Genomic DNA, 15,661 nt, shown 5'->3' with positions numbered 1-15,661 from the left:
ATGTTTCTAACAAGTTAGAATGTGAAATTATGATTTATCACTTAGAAGTTAAGCTGTGATTCAAATCTTATATTTGGAAAATAGAACTTACTGAATTAAGAAAAATAAAATTAGTTCAATATATTTAATGACTATATTGAAGAACTTAAAAAGTAAATAGATATACGATGATGGAGAGAGTAGATATATATTTTTATATAAGGGATGAAAAGCCATAGACTGAAAGCTTTTCTTATAAAAACTATTTCGAAGTTCACTCTTGAGTACTAATTATGAAGTAGTAGTAGTAATTAGCGGCGATAGTCGATAAACTTACTAAGAGGAATTTCATTTGAAGTTCAACTAGGGTGGTACCGCGGATATTCCGTCCCTTTTAGGGGCGGTTTTTTTATTGCAGAAAAACCTAAGTTTTATTAGTGATATAAATCAGTGATTAGATTTTGATATGGCGTTAGAGGGCATAGATATAGTATAAAACAAGTAATGTGAACATACATTATGAAACTATAATCTAACAGGTATTTATACTTTAAAGATCAAAATGAGTTATTAAATATAATTATTAACTATGGTTAGAATCTAGTTAATGATTAAATTACATAAAGAAAATTTGGAAAGGAGCAAGGTTATGAAAGAACAATTAGAACAAATTAAAAAAGTTGCATTAGAACAGTTAAATGAAGTTACAGATAAAGCTGAACTTGAAAACCTAAGAGTAAAATACCTAGGTAAAAAGGGAGAACTTACTGCAATTTTAAGAGGCATGGGAAAATTATCTGCAGAAGAAAGACCAGTTGTTGGTAAAGTTGCTAATGAAGTGAGAGAGGAAATAGAAGTTGCCTTAGAAAGTAAAGTAAATGCTATAAAGAATGCTGAAAAGCTAGAAAAGTTAAATAGTGAGGTTATAGACATTTCTATGCCTGGAAAAAAACAAATAGTTGGAAAGGTTCATCCTATTAATTTAACTCTAGAAAAAATTAATGATATATTCTTATCAATGGGATTTTCTATAGAAGAAGGACCAGAGGTTGAATACGACTATTATAATTTTGAAGCGCTAAATATACCAAAGGATCATCCAGCAAGGGGAGAGCAAGATACGTTCTATATAAATGATAATATAGTTTTAAGAACTCAAACCTCACCAATACAAATTAGAACAATGGAAAATCAAAAGCCGCCTATAAAGATGATTGCACCTGGAAAGGTTTATCGTTCTGATGCAGTAGATGCTACTCACTCTCCAATATTCCATCAGATAGAGGGACTTGTAGTAGGTGAAGGGATTACTTTTGGAGATCTTAAAGGAACTTTAGAGATGTTTATACAAAAAATGTTTGGAGATGAAATGAAGGTTAAATTTAGACCTCATCACTTCCCATTCACAGAGCCATCTGCAGAAGTAGATGCAACTTGCTTTGTATGTAAGGGTGAAGGCTGTAAAATTTGTAAAGGTAGCGGTTGGATAGAAATCTTAGGTTGTGGTATGGTACATCCAGACGTACTTAGAAGAGGCGGAATAGACCCAGAGAAGTATAGTGGTTTTGCCTTTGGATTTGGTCTTGATAGAATGGTAATGCTTAAGTATGGCATTGATGATATAAGACTTTTATATGAAAGTGACATGAGATTCTTAAATCAATTTTAGAAGGTAGGAGGAAAGATTATGAAGTATCCAGTTAAATGGTTAAAAGATTATGTTGATATAAATATTTCCCCTGTAGAACTTGGAGATGCATTAACATTATCAGGTTCCCACGTGGAAGAGGTTATACTTACAGGTGATGATATTACAAATGTAGTAACAGGTAAAATAACAAAAATAGAAGGACATCCGGATGCAGAAAAGTTAGTGGTATGTGCAGTAGATATAAATGCTGAGGAACCAATACAAATAGTAACTGCAGCTACAAATATGAAGGAGCAGGATATTGTTCCAGTGGCACTTCATGGGTCAACGCTGCATGGTGGACTTAAAATTAAAAAGGGTAAATTAAGAGGCGTTCTATCAAATGGTATGTTCTGTTCTGAAGAGGAACTAGGAATAGCAGGGGATGAGCCAGTACACGGGCTTATGATAATGTCTCCAGATACTCCAATTGGAGTAGATATAAAATCTATTTTACCACTTGAAAGTGCAATAATAGATTTTGAAATAACTTCAAACAGAGCAGATTGTTTTAGTATAATTGGTATGGCGAGAGAAACAGCAGCAACATTAGGAGTTCCTTACAAAATGCCAAACTTAGAATATAAAACTACTGATGAGACAAACTTAACAGATACATATAAGGTAGAGGTTAAGAGTCCATTATGTAGAAGATATATGGCTAAAGGAATTAGTAATATAAAAATAGAGCCTTCACCACAATGGATGCAAGAAAGATTATTAGAGGCTGATGTAAGACCTATAAATAACATAGTGGACATTACAAACTTTGTAATGCTTGAGCTTGGTCAACCACTACATGCTTTTGATGCAAGAGATATAGAGTCAAATACTATAGTTGTAGAAACTGCAAAAGATGGTGAGAAGTTCACTACGTTAGATGGAGAAGAAAGAACTTTAGATAATTCTATGCTTTGTATTAAAGATGGAGATAAGACTATAGGACTTGCTGGAGTTATGGGTGGATTAAATTCTGAAGTTAAAGATGATACTACAATGATAGTTCTTGAAAGTGCAAACTTTAATGGACTTAATATCAGACTTACTTCTAAAAAATTAGGATTAAGAACTGAAGCTTCAGGTAAATTTGAGAAGGATTTAGATCTAAATCTATGTGAGTTAGCTGTTAAGAGAGTCTGTGCCCTTGTAGAAGAGTTAGGTGCTGGAACAATTATGTCTGGTGAAATAGACATCTACAATGAAGTTAAGGAATCACATACACTAACTGTAGACTTCAAATGGATTAATAAATTCTTAGGTAGCAGAATATCTCCAATAGATATGAAGAGATATCTTGATGGATTAGATTTGTTTACTGAGTTAGATGGAGATAATTTAGTAGTTACATGTCCTACCTTCAGAAGTGACCTAAATATTAAAGAAGATATTGCAGAAGAAGTTGCAAGAATACATGGATATAACAATTTTGAATCTACTATTCCACATTGTGAAGTGGAAAAATCAGGTAAGTCTGAAAAGCATATGTTAGAAGATAAAATAATTTCTTCTTTAGTTGCTAGTGGAATTAACCAATCTATTAGTTATTCATTTGTAAGTAATAAGATATTTGATAAGCTTTTAATTCCAGCAGATAGTGAACTTCGAAGTGTGGTTGAAATAAGAAACCCACTAGGAGAAGATTTTAAGCTTATGAGAACTACAACTATTGCTTCAATGATGGAATCTTTAGCTAGAAACTATGTTAAGAGCAATGAGTGTGCTATGCTATTTGAAATAGGTAGAGTATATATTAAAAATCAGGATGAAACAAAACTTCCAGAGGAAAGAAATATTTTAACTATTGGAATGTATGGCGTAGGGGATTACCTAGAACTTAAGGGTGTAGTTGAAAATGTTCTAAGTGATCTTGGTATAGAAAATGCAGCATTCCTAAGAGAAAGTGAAAATCCGACCTTCCATCCAGGGAAAACAGCAGGATTAAAACTTAGAAATAAGATGGCTGGAGTATTTGGAGAAATTCATCCAGATGTAAGTGATAACTATGGCGTGGATACAAGATGCTTTGTTGCAGAATTAAATTTAGATATGCTAATGGAATGTGCTAAACTTGATAGAAGGTATAAAGCTCTTCCAAAATTCCCAGCTGTAACAAGAGATATAGCAGTACTTGTAGATGATAGAGTTCTTGTACAGGAGATAGAAGATACTATCAAAAAACAAGGTGGTGGAATTTTAGAAAGTGCTAAGCTTTTCGATGTTTACAAAGGAAGTCAAATTCCAGAAGGCAAGAAGAGCATTGCGTACTCTATAATTTATAGACATGTAGATAAAACTTTAACTGATGTAGAAGTTAATAAGGTTCATGATAAAATATTAAGAAGCTTAGAGCATAAACTAGGTGCAGAGTTAAGATAAATAAAATAGATATATTTTAAATAATCATTGGTAATAGCATTATGATAATTTTAATAATCTATTAAAATGTAATAGTAAAGTAAATGTGCTAAGTATACAGCTTAATTGCTATATGCTTAGCATATTTTTATAACAAAAAAATTTATTGTGAAAGACAACATTTTAATAATAATACAATATTATAAAAATATACTTGATACAAGATGATGATTTAGTATATATTACATAAAAGTTATATAATAAGTGAATTTACTACAGAATAAATAAAAAAAATTCATAATAATTAAAGTATATGGAATATAATGTTGACAACTAATTGGAATATTTATTAAATACCTTATTTAATAAATATCTAATATATGTTAAAATGGAGATAAGTTTATATGGGTATAAATTTATATTTAAGAGGGTGTTTATGTGAGCATTATAACAGTTAAGATAAATGGGATGGAGTATAACCTACGAGGCGAAGAAAATGATGAATATTTACAGATGATTGGACAATATGTAGATAATAAAATAAATACTCTACTGTTTAAGAATTCCAAAATAAGTCGTCCTGATGCTACTATACTTGCAGCTATAAATTTAGGCGATGAGGTTTTTAAAAATAAAGAAGCTTATGAAAGAGCTAATGAAAACTATAAGATGATTTCAAAGGAACAAAAGGAACTTATTTCAGAGATTGAAGGAATAAAGAGAGATTTTGAAGATGTAAGAAAAGAAAATGAAGACTTGAAAAAATCTTTAGAAGTGTTAAGTGAAAGCGCTGTGAGTAAAGAAGCAGAAAAACAATCTGTAGAGTTAAATAATGAAATTACTTATCTAAAAGAACAATTAGAAATTATGGAGCAATTAGTTCAAGAGTTAAAAAAGGATAATAACAAGAAAAATGGGTCCAATAAGAAACTTTTATCAGAAAAAACAGATTTAAAATATCAGTTACTTTCTAAGGTTGGAACTATAGAAAAGCTTAACAATGAATTACAGCACAAAAATATTGAGCTGATGAAAAATGGACAAATTACTACAATTAAAAAGTAAAAATCTATAAAACAAGAGAGTTGATAATAAAAGTTTATATTATCAGCTCTTATTTCTATGTAAAATAACGTGTATATTTATAATTAGATAGGTATTTAATTATAGTATACAAGCTTTCATTAAGTTTATTTTGTAGATTTGTGATAATTAAAATTTCAAGGGCATAGTTATTAATTAAAACCATAATTCTTAGGGGGATTATAAATGAAAGTTTTATTATGCGCTAGAGGCGATTACACAAATTTAAGTGGTGGAGATACAGCTATTATGTTTAAAATATATTCATTTTTAAAAGAGCAAAAAGTTGAAGTCACAATATGTGGTGCGAATGAAGAAGTTAAATATGAGGATTATGACATAGTTCATCTATTTGATATAAAAAATATATTTGATGCATATAAACATTTTAAATTAGCTAGCAATAGTAGGTGCAATATTGTAATTTCACCTATGTACTTTAATATGAGTAAATTTTTTAATTATACCAATAATGAAGAGCGGTTTAACTTATGGAATAACTGTAAGGTGTATAGAGAAAGGATTTTAAAAAAGAGTAATCTTATATTTTGCAATAGTAACTATGAAAAGGATATTATAGTTAAAGACTTTAATCCTAAAGGAGAGATAATTGTAGTTAATAATGGTGTAGCTATAAATTATGATGAAGTTCCGTTGTATAACTTCAAGGAGAGATATGAATTAGATAACTATATTCTATGTGTAGGAAGGATATGTGAGAGTAAAAATCAGCTTACATTAAGTAAAATATGTAATGAAATTGGTATTGATCTAGTGTTAGTAGGAACCACATTAGAAGGTGATTATCTTAAAAAATGTTTAAAATATGACACTACCCACTATATGGGATTTATGAATGACTATGATTTATATAATGCATACACATTTTCAAGTGCCCATGTGTTGGCAAGTTTTTCTGAAGTTACTAGCTTATCTTCTCTTACGGCAGCGGCTTATGGCTGTAATATAGTAGTTACAGAGGAAGGTGCATCAAAGGAATACTTTAAAGATATGGCTATTTATTGTAATCCATATGATTATGATAGTATAAAGAATGCAGTGAGAAAAAGTATAAATAAGAAAAAAAGCAATAAGCTTAAAGATTATATAAGAGAAAATTATAATTTAGATAATGTTATAATGCAAATATATAATGGATATAAATCAAAAATGAATCCTTAATTTAAATGAAGTATTAAAGATGTAGGATTAATAGTTTAATATGACTATTATTCCTACATCTTTTTTATAAATTAAACTTGAAAGCTATACTCATTGATGGGTTTGTAATACAATTAATTATGGTATAATAATCGATGAGAAGGTTTTAAAAATGCTTTTAGGTAATTAACAAAGGGTGAGCTTAAAAACCCTTGAAAGCCAATGAAATTCATAATTTTAATTTGGTTTTCATTCGTAATAATAGGAGTTGATAACATATGAATAAAATAGAATTACTAGCACCCGGTGGAAGCAAAGAAAGTATATATGCTGCGGTTCAAGGTGGTACAGATGCAATATATATGGGCGGAACTAAATTTTCAGCTAGAGCATATGCAAATAATTTTAGTGAAGAAGAATTGATAGAGATAGTGACTTATTGTCATTTATATAATGTTAAGGTATATATAGCTTTTAATACATTAATAAAGGAAAATGAACTAAGAGAAGCCTTAGAGTATGGAAAATTCCTATATGAAATAGGAGTAGATGCAGTAATAACTCAAGATATGGGGTTATTTAAAATGTTAAAAGAAGCTATACCAGATTTTGAAATACATGCATCTACACAAATGACTATACACAATGGAGAAGGTGCACAATTTTTAAAGGATCTTGGATTTCAGAGAATTGTACTTTCAAGAGAGTTAAGTCTTGAGGAAATAGAATATATTTCAAAGGATTTAGATATAGAGACAGAAGTATTTGTACACGGAGCTTTATGTATAAGTTATTCAGGCCAATGTCTTATGAGTAGTGTAATAGGAGGACGAAGTGGAAATCGTGGTAGATGTGCTCAACCATGTAGACTTCCTTATAACATAATAAATAAAGGTACTGGAGAAAGTAAAGAGGGATATTTATTAAGTCCAAAGGATACATGCACCATTGAAGAAATTAAAGGATTAGTTGAAAGCGGTACTTCTTCATTAAAGATTGAAGGAAGAATGAAAAAGCCAGAGTATGTAAGTGGAGTAGTAACTACTTACAGAGAAGCTATAGATAGTGTTTATGAAAATAAGAAGTTTAATGTAGTTTCAAAGAAGGAAATATTAAATCAACTTTTTAATAGAGAGGGATTTTCTAAAGCATATCTTAAAGGGAATATAGGAAGAGATATGATGGCTTACAATTGTCCTAAAAACACAGGAGTGTTTCTTGGAAAGGTAGGAAATGATTTAACTATAAAGCTTCAAAAGGATATAAGAGTTCAAGATGGTGTTAGAACTGATAGTAGTGGTTTCACAATTACCAATATTATAAAGGGCAAGGAAAAGGTTAAAGAAGCATTTAAGGGTGACATGGTAAAACTCATGCCTACAAAATATAAGGGTGGAGAGTCTGTATATGTTACTTCAGATAACAAGCTTTTAACTGAGCTTCAAAAAAATTATGAGGATATCTATAGAATAAAGATACCACTGACTATACACGTAAAGGTTGCACCAGGAGAACCATTTTATTTAGCTACAAACTATGATGGAAAACATTTTGAAGTTTATGGAGATATGGTGGAAGTGGCAGCAAGTAAACCTATGGATAAAGAGTCTATAATTAAAAATTTAAGTAAGTTAGGGGATACACCATTTAAATTAGATGCAGTAGAATTTGATAAGTTTCAAGATGGATTCCTGAGAATGTCATCTATAAATAGTGGAAGACGTGAACTTATTGATAAGATAATTCACCATATAGAAACTAGGGACAAAAGGAAGATTAAAGAGAATACAACTAATGAAGAGATTAAAAATAATGTTGATAGTTGTGATATTGGCTTAGAATTAAAGGTTACAAATCAGTGCTCATATAATAAAGAAGATTTAAGTATTCAAGAAGCTATAGGTAAAAAGGAAAGATTTAATGATGAATATTTAATCTGTGTAAAAACCGAGAGCCAATTAAAAGGTATTCTAGATTTCAGTAGCAATAATTCTAAAATAAATCCAGCTATAGCAGTGGACTTATTCCAAAAGGGTGGAACTATAAATTTGAAGGATATTAACTATGAAAACTTATATTTAGTAGTTCCTAATATAATAAAGAATGAGTTTAACCTAGTTTGTCAGGTAATAGAAAAAAATATTGCAAGTATTAAAGGAATTATTACTGGTAATCTAGGAATAGTTAATGTATTTAAAGATAAGGTTAAAATAATTGGTGATTACAAACTAAATATTTTAAACAGTGATAGCTATGAATTTTATAGCAAGTTTAATGATATATCAGCTTTAAGTGTAGAGCTTAATAATAAGGAGTTATTCTCCATTTCTAAAAACTTAACTTTACCTGCGCAGATAGTTGTTTATGGTAAGTATGAACTTATGGTTAGTGAATATTGTGTAATTGGTAGTACCTTTGGAACAAAGAGTGCTGCATCAAGTTGTAATTTTAGATGTCATAAGGATAAATTTGTTTTAAAAGATAGAATGAATGAGGAATTTTTAGTTACTACAGATAAATATTGTAGAAGTCATATATACAATACAGTTCCAGTTAACTTAGTACCATTTATAAAAGAACTTAAGAAGAATAAGATTAATAATTATAGAATTGACTTTGTAGATGAGACATATGAGGAAGTTTTAAATGTAATGGGATATGTGTTTAATAATGAAGATGTAAACTTAGGAAAGAGTACACGAGGTCATTATAAGAGGGGAATTGAATAGAAAGTAGGGGATTAATAAATGAACGAAAAAACCTTTAAAGTATTAGAATACTACAAAATAAAAGAAATACTTAAAAAATATACAGTTACAAGAGCTGGTAAGGATTTAATTGATGGACTTAAGCCGTATGCAAATCTTTATGAGATTAGAGAACATCTAGAGGAGACGAAGGAAGCACTACTCTTAATTACAACTAAAGGAGCACCTCCTTTTGAAGGAATATATGATGTAAGAGATGGACTTTTAAGAGCAAAGAAGAATTCTACACTTATGCCTGTAGAATTACTAAGAATAGGAAACATGCTAAAAAGTTCTAGGAATTTTAAGGAATATGTTTCTACAAAGGATGAGGAAACAGTTTATAGAGTTTTAGAAGATATAATAGCGGGAATAGTTCCATTTAAGAATATAGAAGATGAAATATTTAAAGCTATTATTGGTGAAGATGAAATTGCCGATAGAGCCAGTGAAACACTATTTACAATAAGAAAGAAATTAAAGGATAAGAGTTCTTCTATCAAGGATAGAGTAAATAGTATGGTAAGAACCTATTCAAAATATCTTCAAGAAAGCCTTTATACAATCAGAGGAGATAGATATGTACTTCCTGTAAGAGCTGAGTATAAAGAGCAGGTTAAGGGGTTAGTTCACGATCAAAGTGGTACAGGAGCTACTCTTTTTATAGAGCCTATGGGACTTGTGGATCTTAATAATGAAATAAAAGAGCTTAGAATTAAAGAAAAGGTAGAGATAAACAGAATTCTTAAAGAGCTTACTTTAAAGATTGCAGGAAACATTGATGTTATACAAAATAACGGAAATATAGTTTGGGAACTTGACTTTATATTTGCAAAAGCTAAGTATGCCAATGAATTAAATTGTGTTTGTCCAGAAGTTAATGATAGTGGAATTATAGATTTAATAGAAGCTAGGCATCCACTAATAGATCAAAAAGTTGTAGTGCCAAGTAATATATATCTTGGAAGAGAGTTTACATCTTTAGTTATTACAGGACCAAACACAGGTGGTAAAACTGTAACTCTAAAAACCGTAGGATTAATAGAACTTATGGCAATGAGTGGAATGATGATTCCTGCAAGAGATGGGTCTGTAATTAGCTTTTTTAATAAAGTATTTGCAGATATTGGGGATGAACAAAGTATAGAACAGAGTTTATCTACATTCTCTTCTCATATGACCAATATAGTAAATATTATTAGTGAAGCTGATGAAAATACTTTAGCTCTATTTGATGAACTTGGATCAGGTACAGATCCAACTGAGGGTGCTGCCCTTGCTATGAGTATTTTAGATAATTTGAAAGAAAGAAATACAAAGATAATGGCAACTACTCACTACAGTGAGCTTAAGGGATATGCATTAAAGACTGTAGGTGTTGAAAATGGATCTGTAGAATTTGATGTTGAAACTCTAAGACCTACCTATAAGGTGCTTATTGGAGTTCCAGGAAAATCAAATGCTTTTGAAATATCAAGAAGGCTTGGTCTTCCAGAGTATATTATAAATAGTGCTAAAGAAAATATATCTACAGAAAGTTTAAAGTTTGAAGAGTTAATTCAAAACCTTCAACAAAAGAGCATTAAAGCAGAAAATGATGCAAGAAGAGCTGAAGGCTTAAAGTCTGAAGCAGAAAAATTAAAAGGTAAATATGAAGAGAAGTTATATAAATTAGAAAAAGTTAGAGAAAAAGCAATGTATGAAGCTCAAAGAGAAGCTAAAGATGTTATTAAGGCAGCTAAGGAAGAAGCGGATACAATTGTTAAGAGTATAAGAGAGCTAGAGAAACTTGGATACTCTTCAGAGGCTAGAACTAAGATTGAAAAAGAGAGAAAGAAAATAAAGGATTCTCTAGATAATATTCAAGATAATTTAAGTAAGAAAGAGGAACCTAAAGGCGATGCGCTAACATCTGTAACTCCAGGAGAAGATGTGTATCTTCCATCGCTAAATCAAAATGTAACAGTAATTTCTGGAGTAGACAATAGGGGTGAAGTACAAGTTCAAGCTGGAATAATGAAGATTTCTGTTAAACTTAAGGATTTAAGAAAAGGAAAAGTTTCAAAAGAGGATAAGCAACAAAGGAAGATGCAAAAAAGAGAGGCAAAACTTAATTTGAAATCTGTTGCATCATCAGTAGATTTACGAGGAATGGATTCACAAGAAGCAATTTATACAGTAGATAAATATTTAGATGAGGCTTATCTTGGAGGTCTTGGCGAAGTTACAATAATCCATGGTAAGGGTACTGGTGTACTTAAAAGTTCTATAACAGACCTTTTAAAACATCATCCACATGTTAAGAACTATAGACTTGGAAATTACGGAGAAGGTGGAACTGGAGTTACTGTTGCAGAATTAAAGTAACACTTTTAATTTATGATTTGGTGACTGGAAAGTACTAATTCTAATATATATGATAAGTAGTTTCTGCTAAGTAACACTCCAAGTCTTTGATTTGGAATGTGTTACTTACTTCTTAAAACAAAGCCAAGAGGAGCTTTTATCTAAGAATACAAATGAAAGAATTGGGGTAAGGGTATGATTTTAGTAAGTGGATGTTTGTGTGGTATTAACTGTAAATATGATGGGAAAAATAACTTAAACGAAAGAGTTTTAGAGCTTATGAGACAAGGAAAGGCAATCCCAGTATGTCCAGAACAGCTAGGTGGACAACAAACTCCAAGAGTAGCCCATGAAATAATAGATGGTGATGGTGCTATGGTGTTAGATGGTAAGTGTAGAGTTATGGGAACAGATATAAATGATGATGTAACTGCTGAATTTATTAAAGGTGCGGAGGAAACTCTAAATATAGCTAAACAAATGAATATTAATGTAGCGATTTTAAAGGCAAGAAGCCCATCATGTGGAAAAGCTATGATATATGATGGTACTTTTTCTGGTGAAAAAAAACCTGGAAATGGTGTAGCAGCTGAATTATTAATAAGAAACAACATAAAGATATATACTGAAGATGAGTTGGATAAATTCTTTGAAGAAAGTCAGATGTAAATTTATATTTTGGATATGTTTTAAACTAGTGTTGAAGATATGAAGTCCAATTTCAACAATTATTTAAAATATATCCTATACATTAAATAATTACTATGGATTAAGTTAGGTTGAAGATTCCATCATAAAATATATGATAATATGAGTGTGAATTTTTGAAGTAACATAAAGCATGGATAATAATAAAAATATAGGTTGGTGGGGATGAAATGAATTATAAAGAGATAAAAAAAGAAGCAAAAGCAAATTTGAATAATAGCTGTAAGGCGTGTCCAGTTTGTAATGGAGTTGCATGTGCAGGGGAAGTTCCTGGCATGGGTGGAAAAGGTACAGGAAATGCATTCAAAGAAAATCTTAAAGCTTTAGAGAGATATAAGCTTAATATGAGAGTTTTACATGATGCTAAAAATCCTGATACATCTATTGAGATTTTCGGAAGAAAACTTGATGTTCCAGTATTTGCAGCACCAGTTTCAGGTACAACCCTTAATATGGGTGGAAAATATTCAGAGGAAGAATACATATCTTGGGTTATAGGTGGATCTTTAGATTGTGGAATATACCCTATGGTAGGAGATACAGCAGTAGATTCATTTCTAACCACAAACTTAAAGGTACTAAAAGAATTTAAGGGCGAAGGTATTGTATTTATAAAACCTTGGGAGAATAAAAATATAATAGAGAAGATTAAAATGGCAGAGGAATCAGGTGCCTTCGCGGTTGGAGTAGATATTGATGCTTGTGGACTTATAACACTAGCACTTCATGGAAAACCTGTAATGCCTAAAAATATTGAGGATATAAAAGAGTTAGTTAAAAGCACTAAACTTCCATTTATATTAAAGGGAATAATGACAGTGGATGAGGCTCTACTTGCAGTAGAAGCTGGAGTTTCAGCCATTGTAGTTTCAAACCATGGAGGAAGAGTTTTAGATGAGACACCTGGTGTTGCTGATGTCCTTGAAGATATTGCAAGAGCAGTAAAAGGAAAGGTTAAGATTTTAGCTGATGGAGGAGTAAGAACTGGGGTTGATGTACTTAAGTTTTTAGCTCTTGGAGCAGATGCAGTATTAATAGGAAGACCTTTTGTAACCGCATCCTTTGGAGCTCAAAGAGAAGGTGTAAAAACTTATATAGAAGAGCTAACAGGAGATTTAAAATCAGCCATGGTACTTACAGGATGCAAGGATGTGGCTAGTGTAGATAAAAGAATTATATTTGAAAAGAATAGATAAAAAATGGCAGAAACATATTTTTAAAAATATTAGATTTTAAAATACCTTCACAATGATGATTATCATTGTGAAGGTATTTTTCTATTAATTTATATTAAATCCTCTAAGCCATTAACCGTAGTTTGTTCATTGTCATTAATCGGAATAACTATGTATTTTTGGCCATCAATTATTTGAGATTTTATTTGAGATACTTTTTCGGGCTTTACTTGAAGTATAACATCATAGTGAGGAGCAGCTTTTTTATACTCATCATCTGAAGTTGCATGGTCATTTTCTTCTATATTAGCTGGTAATGCTTCCTTCAAATTGGTTTCTGGAGATTCTTTTATATTAGTTTCTAAAAGTTCTTCTGAATTAGTAGCTAAAGCGTCTTCTGCCACATTATCTTCATCAATATCTTTAGATGAGCGTGGTTCCTTATCCATAGAAGTCTCTTGTTTAACTTGTTCAAGTTTATTTTCTAGAATTTCCACTTGTTTTAGAAGGTGTGTTTCCGTCCTTTTTTGAGCACTTGCTTTAAGTGCTTTTGTGTCAATTAAATTCGCGGCTAAAGGCAGGTCATCACTAAAGCATTCTACATAGGATTTTTCAATTTTAGCAGTAACTTCTTCAGAAATTCCACTGTCTATTAAAAGATTTTGTATATCATTTTTTGATAAAGTTATGGGTTCACAATCTATATCTTCATAGGTAGCATTGTATTCATCTACCATAGCATTTAGGTTATCTTGTATTTCCATAAAAATTTTATCAGCTTTTTGCTCATCATCACCCAAAGAATCTTTAATAATGGACTCAAAGGTTTCCTTTTGTATAGTAGCAGTCTGTTTTGAAGAACATCCTAAAGCATTTTCCATTAATTCAGGATGTGGGTCCTTTGCATTTTTGGTGTAGTACATTATAGAGTTAACATCTGAACTACGCTCAATAAAAGCAGGGAACACAAAGCCATGAGTTGGAACATCAACCACCCAATCTCTAATACGTGCTTCTATTTTATTTTCTTTTTCAAAGTATCTAAGACCAGGTTCTGAAAGTGAAACAGGACATATTGCACATAGCACATACTCATAAACCTCTTCAGATTCATCCAGCTTTGCATTATCACTAGTTTTAGTAATAACATCATAAGCATCATAAAAAACAAGTATTAAAATATTACCAGTATAATCATAATTATCTATAATGGAGTCATAAAAATCATCAAGAAGAGCATCATTCTTTAATTGACTTTTTTTAAGCAGCATAAGAGAAATTTGTCTTTCATTTATATAATCTTCATTAACAGGAAAGTTAAGTTCTAAAATGTTATTTCCAATGGTTCCAGATAGGACTTTTTTAGCAATTTCCATGTATTTAAAGAACTCATCATCATCTAAATTTAGAAAGGATTCTCTAAATTTTAAAATAACATTTTTTTCTCCATTAACATAGCAACCACACATCTTAGTGAAGGTACACTGATCTTTTTTAAAACGTCTTTTTAACTCAAGTATATCTTTCTTTCTCATATATAAACCCCTCAATCTAGTATTTTCTAGGAAACTCCTTCTCAAATATTCAAAGGAGTAAGCACACCTTAGCCAAATTAAAATTTGGAGGTTTACTCATGTAACTCATTCTTGTATTTATTCGAATACGCCAAATCACCAATGCCTTTAGGGTAGAGATTTAGATTCTCACTTATTAGTATAGTATTATTTCTATATTATTTAAAGATTTATTATTTAAACTTAAGGAAGAGGATATTTTCCTATGTTGTAGGAACTTCTTTATCAGAATATATTCGTAACCGAAGACTTTCACTTGCCGCGGTGGATTTACAAAGCAAGAAATTTAAAGTTATAGATGTGGCTATAAAATATGGTTATAATTCTCCGGAATCATTTGCCCGTGCATTTCGTGAAATGCATGGAGTATCACCAAAGGAAGCTTTCACCTTTGGCGTGAAACTCAGACTCTACCCTCGTATTACCTTTCATATTTCAATTAAGGGAGATGTAGAAATGGAATATCGTATTGAAGAAAAAGAAGTCATTAAAGGTGTTGGGATTGTAAAAAACTTTGGAAAGTGGACTTCAAACAATGAAGCTAAAAATTGGAAAAATCGTATGGGTGAAAGATGGGACTTTTGGAATGAATTTTTATATGGTGGAATGAATAATCAAATTGCTGAATACCAACTTTATCGGGCTCCATTTTATCAAATGGGTGTCATTCATACGCTTAATAATGGGGAAATTGAGGAATGCATTGGTGCTGAATCAGATAGTGAAGAGTATCCAACTCTTATGCCTTTTGAGATTCCAATAAAAGAAAAATTATAGTCTTTAGGCGGAACTAATACTGAATTATAAAAATACCTACACTGAAAGTCCTTATTGTACTTTTGT

Annotated in this window: 10 protein-coding genes, 1 pseudogene and 1 other annotated feature; of the genes and pseudogenes, 10 read left to right on the top strand and 1 reads right to left on the bottom strand. The window is 30.8% G+C overall.

What is annotated here, in order from left to right; all coding sequences use genetic code 11:
• Window positions 1-158 precede the first annotated feature (158 nt).
• Window positions 159-375 (top strand) — a binding site (T-box leader).
• 253 nt (window positions 376-628) lie between these two features.
• From pheS to RSD37_RS02930, 8 genes are all read left to right on the top strand, one after another.
• Entirely contained in the window at window positions 629-1,648 is a 1,020-nt protein-coding gene (gene pheS, locus RSD37_RS02965) for a phenylalanine--tRNA ligase subunit alpha (protein WP_346945206.1), read from the top strand.
• An 18-nt stretch (window positions 1,649-1,666) separates the two neighbouring features.
• Window positions 1,667-4,045 carry a phenylalanine--tRNA ligase subunit beta gene (gene pheT, locus RSD37_RS02960; RefSeq protein ID WP_346945205.1) on the top strand — a complete coding sequence of 793 codons (2,379 nt, stop codon included), beginning with the start codon at window positions 1,667-1,669 and terminating at the stop codon, window positions 4,043-4,045.
• A 417-nt stretch (window positions 4,046-4,462) separates the two neighbouring features.
• Entirely contained in the window at window positions 4,463-5,089 is a 627-nt protein-coding gene (gene zapA / locus RSD37_RS02955; protein ID WP_346945204.1) for a cell division protein ZapA, read from the top strand.
• A 204-nt stretch (window positions 5,090-5,293) separates the two neighbouring features.
• Entirely contained in the window at window positions 5,294-6,289 is a 996-nt protein-coding gene (locus RSD37_RS02950) for a glycosyltransferase (RefSeq protein WP_346945203.1), read from the top strand.
• A 257-nt stretch (window positions 6,290-6,546) separates the two neighbouring features.
• Window positions 6,547-8,997, top strand: coding sequence for a U32 family peptidase (locus tag RSD37_RS02945; RefSeq protein WP_346945202.1), 2,451 nt, complete (start codon window positions 6,547-6,549; stop codon window positions 8,995-8,997).
• Between the two features lie 18 nt (window positions 8,998-9,015).
• On the top strand, window positions 9,016-11,382 hold the full coding sequence (locus tag RSD37_RS02940; protein WP_346945201.1) for an endonuclease MutS2: 2,367 nt from the start codon (window positions 9,016-9,018) through the stop codon (window positions 11,380-11,382).
• Window positions 11,383-11,556: 174 nt separating this feature from the next.
• Window positions 11,557-12,030: a DUF523 domain-containing protein gene (locus RSD37_RS02935; protein ID WP_346945200.1), complete on the top strand. Its 474-nt coding sequence runs from the start codon at window positions 11,557-11,559 to the stop codon at window positions 12,028-12,030.
• A gap of 209 nt (window positions 12,031-12,239) precedes the next feature.
• A complete protein-coding gene (locus RSD37_RS02930) occupies window positions 12,240-13,265 on the top strand; it encodes an alpha-hydroxy-acid oxidizing protein (RefSeq protein ID WP_346945199.1) in 1,026 nt (341 codons plus the stop codon).
• A gap of 89 nt (window positions 13,266-13,354) precedes the next feature.
• On the opposite strand, the gene RSD37_RS02925 is transcribed toward RSD37_RS02930, so the two are convergent.
• Window positions 13,355-14,779 carry a DUF4317 family protein gene (locus RSD37_RS02925; protein ID WP_346945198.1) on the bottom strand — a complete coding sequence of 475 codons (1,425 nt, stop codon included), beginning with the start codon at window positions 14,777-14,779 and terminating at the stop codon, window positions 13,355-13,357.
• Between the two features lie 174 nt (window positions 14,780-14,953).
• On the opposite strand from RSD37_RS02925, the pseudogene RSD37_RS02920 reads away from it, so the two are divergent.
• Together RSD37_RS02920 and RSD37_RS02915 are read left to right on the top strand one after the other, a co-directional pair.
• Window positions 14,954-15,187: pseudogene (locus RSD37_RS02920) on the top strand (helix-turn-helix transcriptional regulator); the annotation flags it as partial.
• A gap of 87 nt (window positions 15,188-15,274) precedes the next feature.
• The gene (locus tag RSD37_RS02915) at window positions 15,275-15,595 is read left to right on the top strand and encodes a hypothetical protein (RefSeq protein WP_346945197.1); all 321 of its coding nucleotides are present in this window, start codon (window positions 15,275-15,277) and stop codon (window positions 15,593-15,595) included.
• Window positions 15,596-15,661: the final 66 nt, after the last annotated feature.

Source organism: Clostridium sp., from assembly GCF_036646415.1.
GTDB lineage: Bacteria > Bacillota > Clostridia > Clostridiales > Clostridiaceae > Clostridium_J.
The sequence above is the reverse complement of the archived record's forward strand: the minus strand, read 5'-3'. Positions and strand labels throughout refer to the sequence as shown.

Bases quoted from the DNA above. Each gene is read 5' to 3' on its own strand.
- RSD37_RS02915 (WP_346945197.1), top strand. From the start codon at position 15,275: ATGGAATATCGTATTGAAGAAAAAGAAGTCATTAAAGGTGTTGGGATT.
- RSD37_RS02940 (WP_346945201.1), top strand. From the start codon at position 9,016: ATGAACGAAAAAACCTTTAAAGTATTAGAATACTACAAAATAAAAGAA.
- RSD37_RS02945 (WP_346945202.1), top strand. From the start codon at position 6,547: ATGAATAAAATAGAATTACTAGCACCCGGTGGAAGCAAAGAAAGTATA.
- pheT (WP_346945205.1), top strand. From the start codon at position 1,667: ATGAAGTATCCAGTTAAATGGTTAAAAGATTATGTTGATATAAATATT.
- RSD37_RS02935 (WP_346945200.1), top strand. From the start codon at position 11,557: ATGATTTTAGTAAGTGGATGTTTGTGTGGTATTAACTGTAAATATGAT.
- RSD37_RS02925 (WP_346945198.1), bottom strand. From the start codon at position 14,779: ATGAGAAAGAAAGATATACTTGAGTTAAAAAGACGTTTTAAAAAAGAT.
- RSD37_RS02930 (WP_346945199.1), top strand. From the start codon at position 12,240: ATGAATTATAAAGAGATAAAAAAAGAAGCAAAAGCAAATTTGAATAAT.
- pheS (WP_346945206.1), top strand. From the start codon at position 629: ATGAAAGAACAATTAGAACAAATTAAAAAAGTTGCATTAGAACAGTTA.
- RSD37_RS02950 (WP_346945203.1), top strand. From the start codon at position 5,294: ATGAAAGTTTTATTATGCGCTAGAGGCGATTACACAAATTTAAGTGGT.